At 64.1% G+C, this 17,076-nt stretch carries 20 protein-coding genes and 1 other RNA gene; 4 read left to right on the forward strand and 17 right to left on the reverse strand.

Translation table 11 applies throughout. The features are described from left to right. Positions 1–228 precede the first annotated feature (228 nt). The 5 genes from B3T59_RS12430 to pgm all read right to left on the reverse strand — a co-directional run bounded on the left by B3T59_RS12430 (position 229) and on the right by pgm (position 4,413). On the reverse strand, positions 229–417 hold the full coding sequence (locus B3T59_RS12430) for a hypothetical protein (protein WP_231894604.1): 189 nt from the start codon (positions 415–417) through the stop codon (positions 229–231). After that, positions 414–818: a hypothetical protein gene (locus tag B3T59_RS24510; protein WP_349681970.1), complete on the reverse strand. Its 405-nt coding sequence runs from the start codon at positions 816–818 to the stop codon at positions 414–416. Before B3T59_RS24510 ends, B3T59_RS12430 begins: the two co-directional genes overlap by 4 nt. Positions 819–932: 114 nt before the next feature. Further along, positions 933–1,337 (reverse strand): YczE/YyaS/YitT family protein, encoded by a 405-nt coding sequence (locus B3T59_RS12440; protein ID WP_231895452.1) that lies wholly within the window; start codon positions 1,335–1,337, stop codon positions 933–935. A gap of 551 nt (positions 1,338–1,888) precedes the next feature. Next, a complete protein-coding gene (locus B3T59_RS12445; protein WP_287003619.1) occupies positions 1,889–2,635 on the reverse strand; it encodes a DsbA family protein in 747 nt (248 codons plus the stop codon). Positions 2,636–2,772: 137 nt separating this feature from the next. Beyond that, complete coding sequence (gene pgm, locus B3T59_RS12450; RefSeq protein WP_251722893.1) at positions 2,773–4,413, reverse strand: phosphoglucomutase (alpha-D-glucose-1,6-bisphosphate-dependent); 1,641 nt, start codon at positions 4,411–4,413, stop codon at positions 2,773–2,775. Between the two features lie 70 nt (positions 4,414–4,483). Here pgm and B3T59_RS12455 point away from each other — a divergent pair, with 70 nt between their 5' ends. Next, a complete protein-coding gene (locus B3T59_RS12455) occupies positions 4,484–5,071 on the forward strand; it encodes an alpha/beta hydrolase (protein WP_251722892.1) in 588 nt (195 codons plus the stop codon). A gap of 81 nt (positions 5,072–5,152) precedes the next feature. Continuing rightward, a complete protein-coding gene (locus tag B3T59_RS12460; protein ID WP_287003620.1) occupies positions 5,153–5,782 on the forward strand; it encodes a TetR/AcrR family transcriptional regulator in 630 nt (209 codons plus the stop codon). Between the two features lie 15 nt (positions 5,783–5,797). On the opposite strand, the gene ssrA is transcribed toward B3T59_RS12460, so the two are convergent. The 10 genes from ssrA to B3T59_RS12510 all read right to left on the reverse strand — a co-directional run bounded on the left by ssrA (position 5,798) and on the right by B3T59_RS12510 (position 14,257). Continuing rightward, positions 5,798–6,170: a transfer-messenger RNA gene (ssrA, locus tag B3T59_RS12465) on the reverse strand. A gap of 108 nt (positions 6,171–6,278) precedes the next feature. Continuing rightward, positions 6,279–7,349, reverse strand: coding sequence for an alpha/beta hydrolase (locus B3T59_RS12470; RefSeq protein ID WP_287003622.1), 1,071 nt, complete (start codon positions 7,347–7,349; stop codon positions 6,279–6,281). A gap of 136 nt (positions 7,350–7,485) precedes the next feature. Next, a complete protein-coding gene (locus B3T59_RS12475) occupies positions 7,486–8,706 on the reverse strand; it encodes a glycoside hydrolase family 27 protein (RefSeq protein ID WP_005203579.1) in 1,221 nt (406 codons plus the stop codon). A gap of 50 nt (positions 8,707–8,756) precedes the next feature. Continuing rightward, positions 8,757–9,230: an SsrA-binding protein SmpB gene (gene smpB, locus B3T59_RS12480; protein ID WP_005203581.1), complete on the reverse strand. Its 474-nt coding sequence runs from the start codon at positions 9,228–9,230 to the stop codon at positions 8,757–8,759. Between the two features lie 45 nt (positions 9,231–9,275). Further along, entirely contained in the window at positions 9,276–10,187 is a 912-nt protein-coding gene (gene ftsX / locus B3T59_RS12485) for a permease-like cell division protein FtsX (protein ID WP_267626631.1), read from the reverse strand. Between the two features lie 109 nt (positions 10,188–10,296). Then, a complete protein-coding gene (gene ftsE / locus B3T59_RS12490) occupies positions 10,297–10,983 on the reverse strand; it encodes a cell division ATP-binding protein FtsE (RefSeq protein ID WP_064862384.1) in 687 nt (228 codons plus the stop codon). A gap of 69 nt (positions 10,984–11,052) precedes the next feature. After that, on the reverse strand, positions 11,053–11,712 hold the full coding sequence (locus B3T59_RS12495; RefSeq protein ID WP_267626629.1) for a hypothetical protein: 660 nt from the start codon (positions 11,710–11,712) through the stop codon (positions 11,053–11,055). After that, entirely contained in the window at positions 11,712–12,713 is a 1,002-nt protein-coding gene (locus B3T59_RS12500) for a mechanosensitive ion channel family protein (protein ID WP_064862395.1), read from the reverse strand. The genes B3T59_RS12495 and B3T59_RS12500 overlap by 1 nt, the downstream gene beginning before the upstream one ends. Next, positions 12,706–13,821 (reverse strand): peptide chain release factor 2, encoded by a 1,116-nt coding sequence (gene prfB, locus B3T59_RS12505; protein WP_064862386.1) that lies wholly within the window; start codon positions 13,819–13,821, stop codon positions 12,706–12,708. The genes B3T59_RS12500 and prfB overlap by 8 nt, the downstream gene beginning before the upstream one ends. Positions 13,822–13,867: 46 nt before the next feature. Further along, entirely contained in the window at positions 13,868–14,257 is a 390-nt protein-coding gene (locus B3T59_RS12510; protein WP_064862396.1) for a hypothetical protein, read from the reverse strand. Positions 14,258–14,373: 116 nt separating this feature from the next. On the opposite strand from B3T59_RS12510, the gene hisN reads away from it, so the two are divergent. Together hisN and B3T59_RS12520 are read left to right on the forward strand one after the other, a co-directional pair. Further along, positions 14,374–15,174 carry a histidinol-phosphatase gene (gene hisN / locus B3T59_RS12515; protein ID WP_064862387.1) on the forward strand — a complete coding sequence of 267 codons (801 nt, stop codon included), beginning with the start codon at positions 14,374–14,376 and terminating at the stop codon, positions 15,172–15,174. 153 nt (positions 15,175–15,327) lie between these two features. Beyond that, positions 15,328–15,726 carry a VOC family protein gene (locus B3T59_RS12520; RefSeq protein WP_064862388.1) on the forward strand — a complete coding sequence of 133 codons (399 nt, stop codon included), beginning with the start codon at positions 15,328–15,330 and terminating at the stop codon, positions 15,724–15,726. 15 nt (positions 15,727–15,741) lie between these two features. Here B3T59_RS12520 and B3T59_RS12525 read toward each other — a convergent pair whose 3' ends face one another. Continuing rightward, on the reverse strand, positions 15,742–16,401 hold the full coding sequence (locus B3T59_RS12525) for an MBL fold metallo-hydrolase (protein ID WP_005203599.1): 660 nt from the start codon (positions 16,399–16,401) through the stop codon (positions 15,742–15,744). A gap of 55 nt (positions 16,402–16,456) precedes the next feature. Further along, complete coding sequence (locus tag B3T59_RS12530; RefSeq protein ID WP_005203602.1) at positions 16,457–16,933, reverse strand: DUF2752 domain-containing protein; 477 nt, start codon at positions 16,931–16,933, stop codon at positions 16,457–16,459. Between the last annotated feature and the right edge of the window lie 143 nt (positions 16,934–17,076).

Below are 17,076 nucleotides of genomic sequence, written 5' to 3' on the forward strand. Positions count from 1 at the left end.
GACTTTGCCGTGACCCTGGCAGCCCGACGGACTACGTGAGGCGGTCCGGCGGTTGGGCACGGCTGTCAACGACAACTGAGGGCCGCACCAGAACGCACGTACGCCCATCCCCGAAAATCGTTGCCTTTCAGCATGATTGCGATGTCCCCTGGGACACGGGCCGACACAGAACGAGACCCCTTCGACGCGTCGTCGAAGGGGTCTCGTTCGAGCAGCGGACGTGTCAGCTCAGGAGAACTTCGCCTTCAGCTTTTCGACGCGCTCTTCGTGCTTTTCCTTCTTCTCGGCCTTCTTCTCGTCGTGGAGCTTCTTACGAGCGGCCTCGGCTGCGGCCTCAGCGGCATCCTGTTGAGCCTCGAGCTCGGAGAGAACCTCGTCGAGCGGGCGACGCACGATGGCACCGTCGTACTTGGTCACCAAAGCGTCGAGCGCTGCGGTGTCGGCCTCGTCGGTCTGCGCGAGGATGGCATTGCCGCCGGGGCGAACGGTCTTGCCGAACTCCGTGATCGCGTCGTCGAGGTCGTCGGAACGGCTGGCGTCGACCAGCGCGCCGCCTGCGGCACCGAGGCCAAATCCGAGCAGAACACCAAGGGCCCAACGAGCACGCCGATCAGCATCCCGATCAAGGAGCCACCGACCGTGGCGTCGCCGGACTTCACGTCGCCGCCCTCGGTGATCGTCAGATGACCCGCGTCGTCACGCTGCACGATGGCCGCGGAGACCAGCCCGACCGATGAGCCGGAGTTGGTGATGGTGTTGTACACCTCGTAGGTCGTTGAGTTCTCCGGGAAACTGATCGCTACGACATATTCGGTCATGTCCTGCCTTCCATTTCACAGTTGTACGACTCGTCCCCCCCCACGGACGGAACCGTCGGCCCCGCATTTACACCGAAGCGTGAATCCGTAACGGTGGGGTGTGGATGCCCGACGTCAGAAGTGTGACCGTCCCATCACCACGCGTGATTTTTTCGCACTGGCGGCCGTAAGGTCCTTGCGCATCAACGGTTTGTTCACCTTCTCGGTGAAGGTCTCGATCAGCGGTCCGGTAAAGAATGCGGTAACCACAGTGCCTGCACCGATCGTGCCGTGAAAGATCACTGCGAGCACGACAAAGACCAAGTCTTGACATGTTCGCACTGCCCGATACGGCATTTTCGAGTGGTCGACGATGATCGGCGCAACCGCGTCGTAGGGTGAATTGCCAAGTGCCGAAGTCATATATAGCGATGCGCCGTAACAGAAGAAGGTGATCCCGATAGCGAACATCACCATCTTCTGCCATGCCGCGAGATTGTCGGAAAAGTACGGATCGAGCCACGTGCTGAACCACTGCACGAAGTAGCCGACCAGAACATGTTCATGATCGATCCGATTCCGATGTACTGGCGACCCCACAGCAGCATAGGAATGAAAAGAACTGCGTTGCTGATCAACTGGTAGGTACCGAGGTCGATCCCAAGCGTGTTGCTGATGCCGATGTTCGCCGCGGTGTACGGGTCGACGCCAACCTGGCCGACGCGCAGCACCGCCGATCCCAGAGAGAGGACCGCGATGCCCACCAGAGCCCAGAAGATGCGCCGGACGTAGTAGCCGTCGAGCAGCGTCGAGTCCGACGGGTCGTCGACTCGTCGGATCGGTCAGAGTGTGTGTCGTCCCGACTGTCGTCTGGTCCGGTCATCGCTGAACGTCACCGCCTCGGTCACAGGCCCCCTGACAACAAGTGATACCAAGGGTGCCACCAAAACGACAGCGATCGGGCGATTTCGGGCCTTTGTGCTCTCGCGTCGCGTCGTCGCAACGTGTTTGAGATCTACGTGTGTGAGATCTAGGTCCGTGAGATCTGAGTCTGTGAGATCCACGACCGTTCCAGCGACTACCGAGAACGACTATTCACTTGCCTTGCCGAGCAGCGAGTCGAGCCATCCGGTGCCGTTGAGAATCCCGTCCACAGGCACGCCGCCGGAGAGCACCGTCGGTGTGGCGACCTGTCCCCCTGTGGCCTTGGCCAGTTGATTCTCTGACTCCTCTGCCGCCTTCTCCCCCTCGGCGACCTTGGCCCCATCGGCGATGCATTTCTGCGTCACCGCGTTGGCGCCCTGCTCGGCCGCGACCTTCGCCAGGTCGGAGTTCGACTTATCGGAGTCGCCACCTTCCTTCGGCTGATCTGCGAACAGCGCGGTGTGGAACTTGAAGAAGACCTCTTTATTCTCCCCTGCGCCAACACATTGCAGGGCGCCGGCCGCACGACTCGAGTAGCTGCCTGACGCCGACTGACGATTGAGGAAGTTCAACATGTGGTAGCGAACTCGAAGCCTGCCCGCATCGACGGCGCTCACAATCGCCTTACCCGACTGCTCCTCGAACTGCTTGCACACCGGGCACATGAAGTCCTCGAAGACATCGATCGTCGTCTTCGCGTCGGCAGCTCCGATGATCAACGCGGCGTTGGAGTTGAGGACCTGCTCGTTCGCCGTTCCCCCGTGGTCGCGGTTGCGGTTCCACAGCACGCCGCCGACGACCAGAGCGATCACCACCACAACCGCGATTCCCAGCAACACATACGTCGACGTGCTCGACGTCGAGCGAGGTTGGTGTTTCGACGTCGATGCGGGTGGCTTGCGCCTGTCAGTCACAGATCATCCTTCGTGTGGTCGCCGTGCCCTCCTGCGGAGCGGGTGCGCAACACCGGTCAGCAGCGTGGCACCACGGGCGAGCCTAACGCACCGGTGATCCACCACAGCACCGTCGAGTCATGACAAGCACCATCGAGTCACGACAAGGCGGCGTCGACGACCTCCTGCGCCTGCTCCTGCACCCTCGCGAGGTGCTCGACGCCCTTGAACGATTCGGCATAGATCTTGTACTTGTCTTCGGTACCCGACGGCCGCGCGGCAAACCAGGCGTCAGCGGTGGTGACCTTCACGCCGCCGATCGGCGCATCGTTGCCCGGCGCTTTCGTCATGACCGCGGTGATCGGGTCACCGGCGAGATCGGTGGCAGTGATCTGATCAGCGGAAAGATTCGCAAGCACCGCCTTCTGTTCGCGGGTGGCGGGCGCATCCGTTCTGGCATAAGCGGATTCGCCGTACTCCGCAGCCAGCTCGCGGTAGCGCTCCGACGGCGTCTTGCCGGTAACCGCGAGGATCTCCGACGCCAACAGCGCCATGATGATGCCGTCCTTATCGGTCGACCACGGACCACCGTCGAACGTGAGAAACGACGCGCCTGCGCTCTCTTCGCCGCCGAACGCGATGCTGCCGTCGAGCAGGCCGTCGACGAACCATTTGAACCCCACCGGCACCTCGATGAGCTTCCTGCCGATGCCCGCAACGACCCGGTCGATGAGACTCGAACTCACCAGAGTCTTTCCGACCGCGGCGTCAGGCGACCAGTTCGACCGATGCGTGTACAGGTAGTCGATGGCAACTGCCAGATAGTGATTGGGGTTCATCAGCCCGCCGTCGGGGGTGACGATGCCGTGGCGGTCGGCGTCGGTGTCGTTACCCGTGGCGATGTCGTAGGAATCACGCGACTCGATGAGCGAGGCCATCGCGTCCGGCGACGAACAGTCCATCCGGATCTGACCGTCCGTGTCGAGCGTCATGAACGAAAACGTCGGGTCCACAGTCGGATTCACGACGGTGAGCTTGTCGAGGTTGTACCGGAACCCGATGGCGGCCCAATAGCCGACCGACGCACCACCGAGGGGGTCGGCACCGATGTGAATCCCCGCGTTGCGGATCGCCTCGAGGTCGACGACCGATGCCAGTCCGTCGGTGTAATTCATGACGAACGAATAGTCGTGTACCAGTTCGTCGCGTCGGGCTTTCTCGAACGGAATGCGTTTGACCCCATCGAGTTTCGCCGTAAGCAATTCGTTGGCACGGTTGGCGACCCACGATGTGATCGTCGTATCGGCGGGGCCACCTGTCGGCGGATCGTATTTGAAGCCGCCGTCACGCGGCGGGTTGTGTGATGGAGTGACGACGATGCCGTCTGATTGCACACCGGGATTGGCAGCGTTGAACGTGAGGATCGCGCGACTGACAGCGGGGGTCGGCGTGTAGGTATCGCCTTCGGCGGTATAGACGGTCACCCCGTTGGCCACCAGTACTTCAAGTGCCGACTGCCACGCCGGAACCGACAGTGCGTGTGTATCGAATCCGATGAACAACGGGCCGGTGATACCTGCGCCTGCGCGGTACTCGACGATCGCCTGGGTGATCGCGAGGATGTGCGCTTCGTTGAATGCGGAGTCGAGGCTCGACCCCCTGTGCCCCGAGGTACCGAAGACGACCCGTTGCCCGGGATCGTCCGGATCGGGCACCTTGTCGTAATACGCGCCGACGACGGCGTCGACGTCGATGAGGTCTTCGGGCTGAGCCGGAGTGCCGGCACGTGGGGAAGCCATAGTCCTAGATTGTGCCCGAAACACGGCTCCGCCGTCAGTCCCTTGTTCCACCGGCGTCATGCTGGAGTCGATGACCCCACGACTGAATGTGCTCGTCCTGCCCGGCGGCACCGACAACAGCTACCGCCCGTTCCGAGCGACCCAGGGAACAGCGCTGAGGATGTACCCATTCACCTGGTCGATACGCGCGAGGTTCGGCAGCGCCGTCGACGTACGGCAGGTGCGCTACCGCGTGTACGGGTGGAACGGCGGTCAGGCAAGCCCCCTCCCGTATGCGCGGGCAGCGCTCGATTTGATCACTCGCGACAACCCCGACGTTCCCGTCGTCCTCATCGGACACTCGATGGGCGGGCGCGTGGCGGCGCATCTCGGCGCCGACCCACGGGTCACCGACATACTCGCGCTGGCCCCCTGGTGGCAGCATCGCGATTGGCGCCACATCCGTCGAGGCGTGCGCGTGCGCGCCATCCATGGCGACGCCGACACCCTCACGTCACCACGACGTACCGCCGAAGGCATCGCCGAACTACGCGACGACGGTTACGACGCCACGTTCGTCTCGGTGCCGGGTGGGCGGCACGCGATGCTCGACCATGTCTCACTGTGGCAGCGTTGCGCACTCGACGTCGTCGGTCGCGCACTCGCCGAGGACACCTGATTTTCACCGGCTATCGCAGAAGTCCGTTGCGCGCCACACACCGGGCTTCGCCTACCTCTTCCACGCGGTACGGTGTTGCGCATGCCAAGGGTGGGTAGGCGGAAGACGATGTCGGAGAAGAGAATTCTCGATGCGGCATCGGAAATTCTCGAAACCGGGGAGCACTACGCCGACATCCCTGTCGAACGCATCCTCGAGGTCGCCGAGGTCTCACGATCGACGTTCTATCAGTGGTTTCCTGACAAGACCGCGCTCATTCTGCAGCTCACCACTCCCCTGCTCGCCGAGTTCGTGGCGACGGCAGACAGCTATTGGAAGGAACCGTCGCAGGCACGTCCAGAGGCGCTCGCTGACGTCATCGTCGAACTCTTCGCCTCCGCCCGCCGCTACCGTGTGATCTGGCGTGCGTATCTGGAGACGACGAGCACCGACACCCGCTTCGGCGACAACTTCCGACGAGGCCTGCAGAACTACACGGCCGATATCGCCGAACGAATCCGTACCGAGCAGGCCGCGGGAATCGCGTCCCCCGACATCGAGCCCGATCAGACGGCGCGATTCATCGTGGTGGGCATGCAGGCAGGCTTCTCCGACGTCATGCAACTCGCCGACGACGGCTACGACCGCGCGTTCGCCTCGGCCATGGCTCGATCGTTCTGGCTCACCATGTACGGCGACGGCACCGCACAAGAAAAACTCCCACCTGCGTAAACAGGTGGGAGGTTTTCGTGGAGCTGCCGGGAATTGAACCCGGGTCCTCCGTCGCTTCGGTAGGGCTTCTCCGTGTGCAGTCCGCTATATCTCTACTCGGATCTCTCGGTCACGCGAACAAGCCGAGATGACGATCCCAGTCGCTGTGAGATGTCCCGTTCACTCCCGCGACCGGAGTGGACAGTGAGCTCCCTGAGATGATGCCGGCACCGGGCAAGGGAGCAAAACCCGGGCCAACAGACACGCAGTCGCTGTCAGGCAGCGAGTGCGTAGTCGCGCTGATTCTTATCGGCGCTTAATTGGTTGCCGCGACGCTTAACGGTGGTCTCTGGCCTGCACCGACACGCTTCCCCCACCTCGACGCACGTAGTCGAAACCGATCAGCCCCGAGATGGTTCCACCGGAAACCGGCGGAAGCTCCACTATAACAACCCACGGCACGCGGTTCATTCCCTTTTCTCTTCGGCCCTGATCACTGCCGCGCGCCGTCCATCTCTCAAGCGCCGAGCGCTGGTCCGATCACCCGCCAACTGTCGCGCATCTCGGTGGCGAACAACGACCAGGTGTGCGCACCCTGCTCGAATACACGGTACGTGTGCGGTATCCCCGCCCCATTGAGAGCGGCAGCCATCTGGTCGGTACACCAATGAGTCCCCATCTCCACCTCGGCGGGTCCGGCCAGCAACGACGGTGCGCCGAGGGGAGCACCGTCGGTTCGTCCCGGCAACCCCGACGCCGCGCCCAGATAAATTGCCTTTCCCCGCAGTCGTGCAGGATTCCGCGACGGGTCGTGATCAATCCACGCGGGCGATCCGGGAGGTCCGAACATATTCAGCGCGTTGCCACCGCCTATCGATGTCGTGGCGAAGACGCCTGCGGTCGCGGGCGGCGCACTGATGGCAGGGCAACCGCTGTACGACGCCGCCGCGCGATAGAGCGATCCACCCCGCCCGGCGATGTCGAGCGCGGGACCACCGGAGAGGGATAGCCCGGCGATCGCATTGCGGCCGTTCGCGCGCAACGGGCCCACGATGGCACCTGGCAGTTCCCGCAGCAGGTAGGTCTCCCACTTGTTGACCCCGAGCGCGGGGTCCGGCCGCTGCCAGTCGGCGTACCAGGCGTACGGCCCACCCAGCGGCGATACCACTGTCACATTCTTGCCTGCGAAGAACGATCGGTGGTCGGTCTGCTTGAGCCAACTATCACCCTCGACGCCGCCCGATCGTCCGTTGAGCAGATAGAAGACCGGTGCCGAGCCCTCGCCTCGCGGTCGCAATACCTGATTGGGGATCACCTTGCGCATCGACGGCGAGTACACGTAGACGATCGACAGTTGGTCGTCGACCCGATCGATGCGCACTACCGCCGCCGACGCAGGAGCCGCGACGGTGGTACCCGTGAGCACCGCCCCCGCTGTCGCTGCGACAACGGCCAGCAACGTGGCGACGATCGACGTACCGCGTCGACGCCAACTCGACGCCTCGCGCGGTCGTAGCGTGCACTCCGACTGTGACAGTTGTGATGCCTGTGGCTGATGTTCCGGTTGTGGTAGTCCCCTCGTGATCACCCGGCATGTTTACCGTCGCTCACAGCAACCTTCCAGACTCGGCACGCCGCTCATCGTCAGTCGAAACCAGATTGGGATGCTAACGACCGTCCCGAGATACCCCCGAGTCGTCGACGTGACCCGGCGACGATCGCACTCAGCGAATCTCGAGGACAGCCGTGTCGTGCACCCCAACCGGCACCGACAACTCACCGTGCTGCGCCGTGAACGAACGCCCGGTCCACGCGTCGACACCGGTGACCGACGCATCACCCACGAGTCCGACGCTCCCCAACGACACCGACAGCGTCCGAGCATGATCGGAACGGTTGGTAAGCGAGATGACCAGACCCTTGTCGCCGATCGCGCGCGACCACACCTCGGGATCGTCGTCGACCATCGCGCCTGCGACGACTCGCGAGTCCTGGTCGATCGCGATGATTGCCGCGTTGCGCAACGCGTCGAGCGTCTGCTGCGACATGTTCGTCAGGTCGTTGCCTGCAATCAGAGGTGCAGCCATCATCGACCACATCGACATCTGCGTACGCTGCTCCGCCGCTGTGAGCCCAGGAGATCCGACGACGAGCATGTCCGGGTCGATGAACGACCCCGGCTTCACCCGCGCGGTCAGCGGCCCGGCGACGTCGACGATGTTGACGATGCCCTGATACCCCGACGGCCCATTCGCGGTCGACCACGCGGGTGTGACGTCGTTGGTCACACGGGTCGTCGTTGCCGTTCCGCCCCAATCGAATTGGGCACCGGGTACCGATCCGGCGTAGCCACTGTTGGGATTGATCGCAAACACGATGCGACGGCCTGTGTCGCGCAACGCATTTCGCATCGCTGTGAACGACGAAACCTGATCGTCGTGGGACGTATTCGACGAACACCAGTCGTACTTGAGATAGTCGACGCCCCACCCGGCGAACGTCTGAGCGTCGATCACCTCGTGACCACCGCTGCCCGTCGCCCCTGGATACGTGCCCTGATACTGCGTGCAGGTCTTGTCCCGCGCGCCGGAGTAGATACCGAAGAGCAGGCCCCGCTCATGAAGGTAGGCACCAAGTGCGGCCATCCCGGAAGGGAATCGCACAGGATCAGCCTGCAGCCTGCCCGAGGCGTCGCGCTGTGGCGCGGCCCAGCAGTCGTCGACGATCACATACTTGTAGCCGGCATCGCGCAGCCCCGACGACACGAGCGCGTCAGCCTGCGCACGGACGATCTGCTCGGTGATCCCACATCCGAAGGTGTTCCAACTGTTCCACCCCATCGGGGGAACCGCCGCAAGCCCGGGGATCGCTGGCCCATCACCGCCGATCCGACCCTCCTGCTGCGGCGTACACGCGACAGCCGCCAACGCGGCGATCACCGCCACCAGCGCGGCAACCACCGAGAAACGTGTTCGACGATACGACGACGTCGTGGTCACATGCCCTTGACCCGACGACCCAGCTCGCGTTCGACCTCGCGCTGCGCGGTGCGTCGAGCAATGTCGTGGCGTTTGTCGTGCGCCTGCTTACCCCGAGCAAGCGCCAACTCGACCTTGACCTTGCCGTCGTTGAAGTAGAGCGATAAAGGCACCAAGGTCAGGTTGCCGTCGCGGATCTTGCCGATCAGATTGTCGATCTCGCTCCGATGCATGAGCAGCTTGCGCTTACGCAGCGGTGTGTGGTTCGTCCACGAACCGCGACCGTACTCGGCGATGTTCAGGCCACGCAGCCACACCTCGCCGTCGTCGATGGTGGCGAATGCGTCGACCAACGACGCCTTGCCCTCCCGAAGACTCTTGACCTCGGTCCCAACCAGAGCGACACCGGCCTCGTAGGTGTCCAGGATGGTGTAGTCGTGGCGCGCCTTACGGTTCGACGCGATCACGTTCCGTCCCTTTTCCTTCGCCACTTTCCACCTCCTTTCCCTGTCGTCGACAAGCCCGCGCTTCGAGCCTCACTCACGAACATAGACACGCAGCGTGACATATGCCGTCGCGCCTGCCAACACAATTCCGGCAAGGATCAGCCACGGCGACACGAACAGCACGTCGCCCGCGGTGATCCTGGCCAGGATGTTGACGCCGTAGAGGTCGTTCAACGCCTTGTCGAAGAAGAACACCTTCGCCGCGAAAAGACCGCCGATCGCCAGCAGCGAACCGATGAAGGCCGAGAACACGGCCTCCAACAGGAACGGTAGCTGCGTGTACCAGCGGGTCGCACCGACCAACCGCATGATCGACACTTCCGTCCGGCGGGTGAACGCCGCGACCTGAACCGTGTTGACGATCAACAGGATCGCCGCCACCGCAAGGACCGCGGCCACCGCGAACGCCGCGTTGCGCACCCCATCGAGCACGCTGAAGATACGTTTCACCAACTCTCGCTGATCTAGAACGCCGTCGACGCCGAGATCCTTCCGGTCGGCATATTTGTCGAGCACCGCGCCGAACTGGTTGGCATCACTCATCCGAACCTTGAGCGACGCGGGGTTGGCGTCGGGCGAGATCATGTCGGCGATCTCCGGTGCGCTCTGCTCGAACGCCGCTTTCGCCGCCTTGTACGCGTCAGCCTTGCTGACGTAGGTCACCGAGCCGACGCCCGGCTCGTTCTCGAGATCGGTGCGCAGCGTCGAACACGGCGCTTTCTGGCAATCCGGGTCGGCCGCACTGACGTCGTCGTTGATGTAGAACTGCATCTCGACACGGTCGAGGAAGATCTTCTGACTCTTGTTCGCCATCTGGATGACCAACAATCCGCCACCGAGCATGCCGAGAGTTATGGCAGTGGTGAGGATCATCGCGACCGTCATCGTGACGTTGCGGCGGAGACCGTTGAAGACCTCGCTGATGATGAAGTTCGCTCGCATGCTGGTGCTACACGTCCTTTGGTCTGTGGAGTACGCGGGCTGGTGGTACGCGGACTGACGGGCGTCGACATGGTCGGTGGCGCGCGATCGCGCTCACCTGAGCCGACGGTCAGCCGATGCCGTACACGCCCTGTGCGTCGTTGCGGACGAGTCTGCCGTTGTCGAACTCGAGTACCCGACGTCGCATCGCGTCGACGATGTGCCGATCGTGCGTCGCCATGACGACGGTCGTTCCGCGCCGGTTGACGCGGTCGAGCACGTCGACGATCTCCTCGCTGGTCTCCGGATCGAGGTTGCCCGTGGGCTCGTCGGCGAGCAGGACCAGTGGCCGGTTGACGATCGCGCGCGCGATGGCGACACGCTGCATCTCACCGCCCGACAGCTCGTAGGGCATACGGTCCTGCTTGCCCTCGAGACCCACGTACTCGAGGACCTCCGGTACGACACGGCGAATGGTCGACGGCTGCTTGCCGATCACCTCGAGCGCGAACGCCACGTTGTCGGCCACCGACTTCTGCTGCAGCAACCGGAAGTCCTGGAACACACATCCGATGGATTGCCGCAGCTTGGGTACCGTGCGTCCGCGAAGGCGGTTCACGTGGAAGTCGCCGACGTACACCTCACCCTTCGTCGGCCGATCCTCTTTGAGCAGCAGCCGGAAGAACGTCGACTTGCCAGAACCAGAGGGGCCGATGAGGAACGCGAACTCGCCCTTGTCGACCTCGAGATCGAGGTCGGTGAGGGCGGGTCGGCTGGATGCCTTGTACTTCATCGTCACGTTCTCCAGCTTGATCACGACAACAGAGTGTAACGGTGACGCCTGAGAGGTCTGTTCAGGTGCGCACCCGCGCGCCGACCCGCCCGGTCAGCGCGACGGGACCGCCGTCGTCTCCTGCTGGTTGTTTCGGTTGTTGAAGAAGTCCGAGAAGCCGTTGCCACCGGTCGAGGTCGGTTGCCCACTCTGGGTGCCCGGAACGGCGCCTCCCTGACCGGGCTGTTCGCTCGGATTCTCCGACTCGCCCGAGATGCTCGACGGCTCCGACGTGGAGGGGTACGACGAAGACGGCGTCGAGTACGTGGTCTCCGGAGTCGTCTCGACCGAGGTGCGGTGATGAGTCGGCTGGGGCGCAGGAGCGTCGACGATTCCGTATCGCTGCGAGGTGTAGCCGTAGACGATGACGCACACGATGAAGAGCAACGACACGATCGCCGTACTGGTCCGGACCCGGGTGTGCGGAATGTGGTGCCAGTCGCGCCGGTGGCGCAGCCTGTGGGGATCGCCGATCTCGTCTGCCGACGGGTGTGGAACCGCAGTGCGATCCGCGTCAGCGCCGCCTTTCGCGTCGGCGTTGTCGTCGACGTTGGCACTGTTGTCGCCTCCCGCGTCGCCGTTGGCATGTGCCTGCTTGTCGGCGGCAGCTTCTGCCTGCTCGATCTTGGCGACGACCTCCTCGGCCGCTGCCTTCGCGGCGTCGTCGTCGGAGCGACTCGCGGCGTGGTCGGGACCGTCGTGACGATGAACCATCACTTGTCGCCCCCCGACGACGCTTGTGCGTCGGCCTCGGCATGACCGCTCGGCGGCGCTGACCCGGCCTGCACCTCTTTACCGGAAGCGACGTTGATACCGCGGCGAGCAAGCGCGCGCACAATCCATGCGCGCAGCGCGCGACTGACCTCGAACTGTTTACCCGGAAGGGTCCTGGTCACCATTCGGACGGTCATCGAATCGAGCTCGAGGTTTGTCACACCGAGCGGCGATGGCGCGTCGAGAAGCAGGTCGTGCCAGTACGGATCGTTGTAGAACCGCTGGCCTACCTCGGAGAGAACCTCGTTGACCACCCCGATGTCGGAGTCGGCGGGAACAGGAACGTCGACAACGGCCCTCGCCCAATCCTTCGAGCGGTTGGTGGTCTTGATGACCTGGCCGTTGGGAACGGTGATGACCTCACCCTCGGACGTGCGCAGGCGCGTGATGCGCAAGGTCACGTCCTCGACGGTTCCCTCGGCTTCACCGTTGCCGGTGACGGTCAAAGCCACGACGTCGCCGTATCCGTACTGCCGTTCGGCGACCACGAAGAATCCCGCGAGGATGTCTTGGACCACCCGCTGGGCGCCGAAACCGAGCGCGGCACCGACCACGGCAGTCGGGCCGACCAATCCTGACAGCGGCACCTTGAACACGGTCAGAATGTGCAGGAACACGATGATGCCGACGACGACGACGAGCGTCCACGACACCACATCGATCATCGCGCGACGGTGTTTGGAGTCCTCGCTCTGCACGATCAGATCACTGTCGTGGAATCGGGCCTCGATGCGGTCGTTGAACTTCTGCGCCGACCAGCGGATGAATCGAACGACGAGGATGCCGCCGAGGATCCAGATCACGATCTCGAGGCCGTTGGTGGCCATCCACCGATAGAAGCGCCCGATCACCGACTCCGTCGCACCGGGCGCGAAGGCAAGAGTGGTGAAATCGGCCCGCGCGAGCACCGACGAACCTGCCTGCGCGAAGACCTCACGCATCGGCATCGGCCATCCGCCAGCGGATGCCGGCTTCGATGAACTCGTCGATGTCGCCGTCGAGAACCGTCGTCGGGTTGTTGTTTTCGACGTTGGTCCGCAGGTCCTTGACCATCTGATAGGGGTGCAGCACGTAGGAGCGCATCTGGTTGCCCCAGCTCGATCCGCCGTCGCCCTTCAGCGCGTCGAGCTCAGCGCGCTCCTCCTGCTGTTTGCGAGCGAGGAGCTTGGCCTGCAACACCCGCATCGCCGACGCCTTGTTCTGCAGCTGACTCTTCTCGTTCTGGCAGGTCACGACGATACCGGTCGGGATGTGGGTCAACCGGACCGCGGAGTCGGTGGTGTTCACCGACTGACCGCCCGGACCCGACGACCGGTAGACGTCGACCTTCACGTCGTTCTCGTCGACGTCGATGTGGTCGGTGGTCTCGACGACGGGCAGTACCTCGACCTCGGCGAACGAGGTTTGGCGACGACCCTGGTTGTCGAACGGGCTGATGCGGACCAACCGGTGCGTGCCCTGCTCCACCGACAGCGTGCCGTACATGTAGGGCGACTTGACCGCGAACGTCGCCGACTTCAGACCCGCTTCTTCCGCGTAGGAGGTGTCGTAGACCTCGACGCCGTAGCCGTGCTTTTCCGCCCAGCGGACGTACATGCGCATCAGCATCTGCGCCCAGTCGGCGGCGTCGACACCACCCGCACCCGACCTGATGTTGACCACGGCGTCGCGGGAGTCGTACTCGCCGGCGAGCATGGTCTTGACCTCCATCGCCTGGATGTCGCTGCGCAGGGACTCGCGCTCGGCGTCGGCATCGGCAAGCGCAGATGTGCGTGCCTCACCCTCTTCGGACTCCGCGAGTTCGTAGTGGACGGGCATGTCGTCGAGTCGCTGCCGCAACTCGGTGACGCGACGCAGCTCCGCCTGGGCGTGCGAGAGTTCGCTCGTCACCTTCTGCGCGTGGTCTTGGTCGTTCCACAGATCAGGGTCGGACGCCTGCATCTCGAGCTCGTCGATCCTCCGACGCAACTCCTCGACGTCGAGGACTTTCTCGACGGTCGTCAGGGTCGAGTCAAGGGATTCGAGATCGGTTGCTACGTCAGGATGCACGGTTTACCAGGGTACCGACTGCTGATCGCCGATGTGCCCCCACTCCTCACGCCGACGGCGGTACCGAGGGCGGGGCGTCGGGAGCCTGCATAGGAGGCAGTTGGCCGAAACTCCACGTCGTCGCGGTCTTGCCCGGTTTGTAGACGACGGCATGCTCGGAACCGATCTGCGGCCACGGCTCGCCCACGGCGAGGATCATCGTTCCGTACACCTCGGTCGGGCTGGTTCCCGGACCGTTGATCGTTCCGGAGATGGTGCAGAACGCTTGCCCCTTGCTGTCCGGCTCGCCTTGATCACTCACGCCGGTGACCGTCAGGGTCCCCTGCGCGTAGCCCGCCGTGTTGCCACCGAATCCGCCGATTCGCTGTCCGCGAAAACGCATGATCATCGCGATCACGGCGACGACGAGCAAAATGACGAGAATGACGGTCAACATGGCCTCAACCCTACCGACCCGACCGGGCATTTCGGGCGGAGAGCGCAGCGTCGACCGTCATCGCGGCCGCCATCCTCTACAGTTTTCGCAACGCAGCCAAGCGTTACGCTGACCGGGTGCTTCCGACGCCCGATTCCGACGCCACCGCCGACCTCGATTTCGCGCTCTCTCTCGCAGAGTCCGCCGATGCGCTGACGATGGGGCGCTTCGGCGCGATCGACCTCGAGGTCGACGCCAAACCCGACCTCACCCCGGTCTCCGACGCCGACCTCGCCTGCGAGCAGATGATCCGCGAACGTCTCGCGGCCGTGTTCCCCGACGACGAGGTCCTCGGTGAAGAGTTCGGCGGCGACGCGATCCTGACCGGTCGGCAATGGGTCGTCGACCCCATCGATGGCACCAAGAACTTCGTGCGCGGCCTCCCGATCTGGGCCACGCTGATCGCTTTGCTGGTCGACGGCGTGCCGGTGGTCGGCGTGGTGTCGGCGCCTGCGTTGAGCCGCCGGTGGTGGGCCGCCGCCGGCCACGGGGCGTTTGTCGCGTTCGACCACGGCGACGCGCGCCAGATGACGGTCTCGCAGGTCGCCGACCTCGCGTCGTCGAGCCTGACCTTCTCGAGCCTGTCCGGCTGGGCCGACCGCGGCGTCCGCGACAAGTTCATCGACCTCACCGACCGTGTCTGGCGAGTGCGCGGTTACGGCGACTTCCTCAACTACTGCCTCGTCGCCGAGGGCGCGGTCGACATCGCGGCAGAACCCGAGGTGTCGCTGTGGGATCTCGCCCCGCTCGACGTGCTGGTGCGCGAAGCCGGCGGGCGCTTCACCTCGCTCGACGGCTCCCCCGGCCCCGGCGGCGGCAGCGCGGTCGCCACCAACGGACTCCTTCACGACGAGGTGCTCACCGCCCTCGAGGGGTAACCGCAGCGCCGCGCCCGACCTACCTGCCCGCTCGGATAGTCCCTGCGCAATCCCGGCGTGGCGACCGGCGACAGCTCCTAGCGTGTGCGTCTGAGACCCACCGCTGTCTGCAGACCCCCACGTCTTCAGACCCGACGCTCCAGGAGATTCGCGATGCCCGGCTTCCCCGCACTGACCCACGTGGCCATCACCGTCACCGACCTCGACGCCAGCACTCGTTGGTACTCGGCTCTGTTCGACGCCGCGCCAGTGCTCGACGAGGATGAGGAGTCGGGCGAGTTCCACCACGCGGTGTTCGCACTCGATGGCGGAACCCTCTTCGGACTGCACACTCACACCGGCTCGGCGGCGTCGGGAAGCTTCGACGAACACCGGACGGGACTCGACCACGTCGCCTTCGCCGTCAGGGGTGAGGAGCTCGACGGCTGGTTGGCACGCTTGGACGAACTCGGGGTCGCGCACAGCGATATCAAGCGGGCGCACTATGGGTCCGGCATCTCGTTCCGAGACCCCGACAACATCGCGCTGGAGTTCTTCGCACCTCCTGCATGAGCTGAAACAGCTTCGTCAAACCTGCGTTCCCGACTCCTCATCGAGCACGACGAATTCGGTGCCGGGATCCTTCATCTCGGTCAGCCGCGAGTAGTGAACACCGGTACCCGCGTCGGAGAGCACAGCCTGGTGGATCGGGACGGCAACCCGCGGCGCCATCGCGCGCAGGTAGTCGACCGACTCGCTGAGTTTCATCCACGGCGCCGCCGACGGCAGCGCGAGCACGTCGATCTGCTCGAACGGAATGTAGAACGAATCACCGGGATGCATGAAACGCCCTGGAGCCGTTGATGTTCCGAGCACATACGCAACGTTGTCGACGACGGGGATCTCGGGGTGGATCACGGCGTGACGCCCTCCGGTGAATCGCGCGGTCACCGCGCCGACACCGACCTGGCCGCCCGCGAGTGCCGCAGTCCACTCCCCTGCCGCATCGTCGGAGTTGAGTTGTGCGGCGGTCTGCGGGTCGGCGATACGGATCGCCTGAGGGTTCTCACCGACCAGATTCGGCAGCCGCGCGACGTCGCAGTGATCAGGATGTTGATGGGTGATCAGGATCGCGTCGAGTCCGGTCAGCCCTTCGAAGCCGTGCGCAAGGGTGCCCGGGTCGAAGAGGATACGAGTCCCCTCCAATTCGACGAGCATGCAGGAATGGCCGAAGTGGGTGATCTCCATGCGTCCACTGTGCTCTCCCGCACGGGTTTACGCATTGGTCCAGCCGAACCCCGGATCACACAACCGCTGGGAACACACCCCAGCCCGCAGCAGCGTCGACGATGCGAGCGACGCCGTAGACCAGCCACAACCCGAGCACCACCACCAACACCGGCAGCGCTCGACGTAGCCGGAGCCGCTTCAACGCTCCCGGACCTGCGACGAGACACCAGACTCCGGCGGCGACGGCGATCACGGTCGCCACCAGCGTCAACGGTCCGAATACGTTGTAGGTGAACGCCCCGCCCACGTCGCCATGCATGAGGTGCACCCAACTGCGCGTCAGTCCGCACCCCGGACACGGCAGGCCCGTGAGCGCGCGGAAGACACAGAGGTCGCGGCCGTGATCAACCGATCCCAGCGGCCACACGATCGCGGTGAGCAGCGCTGCCCCACCGACTGCGACCACCATCGCCGGTCCGACTCGTCGGCCACCCGCACCCGACGGTGCCGCTGTGTACGGACCCGGGAGGTCGGTGCGATCAGTTGACACGTGACCAGCCTAAACCGGCGAGAGGAACACGATGTTCGACGAGCGCGTGACAATCTCCTTACCGAGTAGTAAGGTTCGTACTTACTACCGAGTAAGATACTGCTCACGCGCAGTCCAAGCACCCGTGCGAAGAGAAATGGTTG

This window comes from Gordonia sp. UBA7860 (assembly GCF_002500165.1).
GTDB lineage: Bacteria > Actinomycetota > Actinomycetes > Mycobacteriales > Mycobacteriaceae > Gordonia > Gordonia sputi.

Coding starts and splice junctions, on each gene's coding strand:
- B3T59_RS24510 (WP_349681970.1), bottom strand. CDS start 818: ATGACCGAATATGTCGTAGCGATCAGTTTCCCGGAGAACTCAACGACC.
- B3T59_RS12510 (WP_064862396.1), bottom strand. CDS start 14,257: ATGTTGACCGTCATTCTCGTCATTTTGCTCGTCGTCGCCGTGATCGCG.
- B3T59_RS12500 (WP_064862395.1), bottom strand. CDS start 12,713: ATGCGTGAGGTCTTCGCGCAGGCAGGTTCGTCGGTGCTCGCGCGGGCC.
- B3T59_RS12460 (WP_287003620.1), top strand. CDS start 5,153: ATGCCAAGGGTGGGTAGGCGGAAGACGATGTCGGAGAAGAGAATTCTC.
- B3T59_RS12455 (WP_251722892.1), top strand. CDS start 4,484: ATGACCCCACGACTGAATGTGCTCGTCCTGCCCGGCGGCACCGACAAC.
- B3T59_RS12525 (WP_005203599.1), bottom strand. CDS start 16,401: ATGGAGATCACCCACTTCGGCCATTCCTGCATGCTCGTCGAATTGGAG.
- B3T59_RS12495 (WP_267626629.1), bottom strand. CDS start 11,712: ATGGTTCATCGTCACGACGGTCCCGACCACGCCGCGAGTCGCTCCGAC.
- pgm (WP_251722893.1), bottom strand. CDS start 4,413: ATGGCTTCCCCACGTGCCGGCACTCCGGCTCAGCCCGAAGACCTCATC.
- B3T59_RS12520 (WP_064862388.1), top strand. CDS start 15,328: ATGCCCGGCTTCCCCGCACTGACCCACGTGGCCATCACCGTCACCGAC.
- ftsX (WP_267626631.1), bottom strand. CDS start 10,187: ATGCGAGCGAACTTCATCATCAGCGAGGTCTTCAACGGTCTCCGCCGC.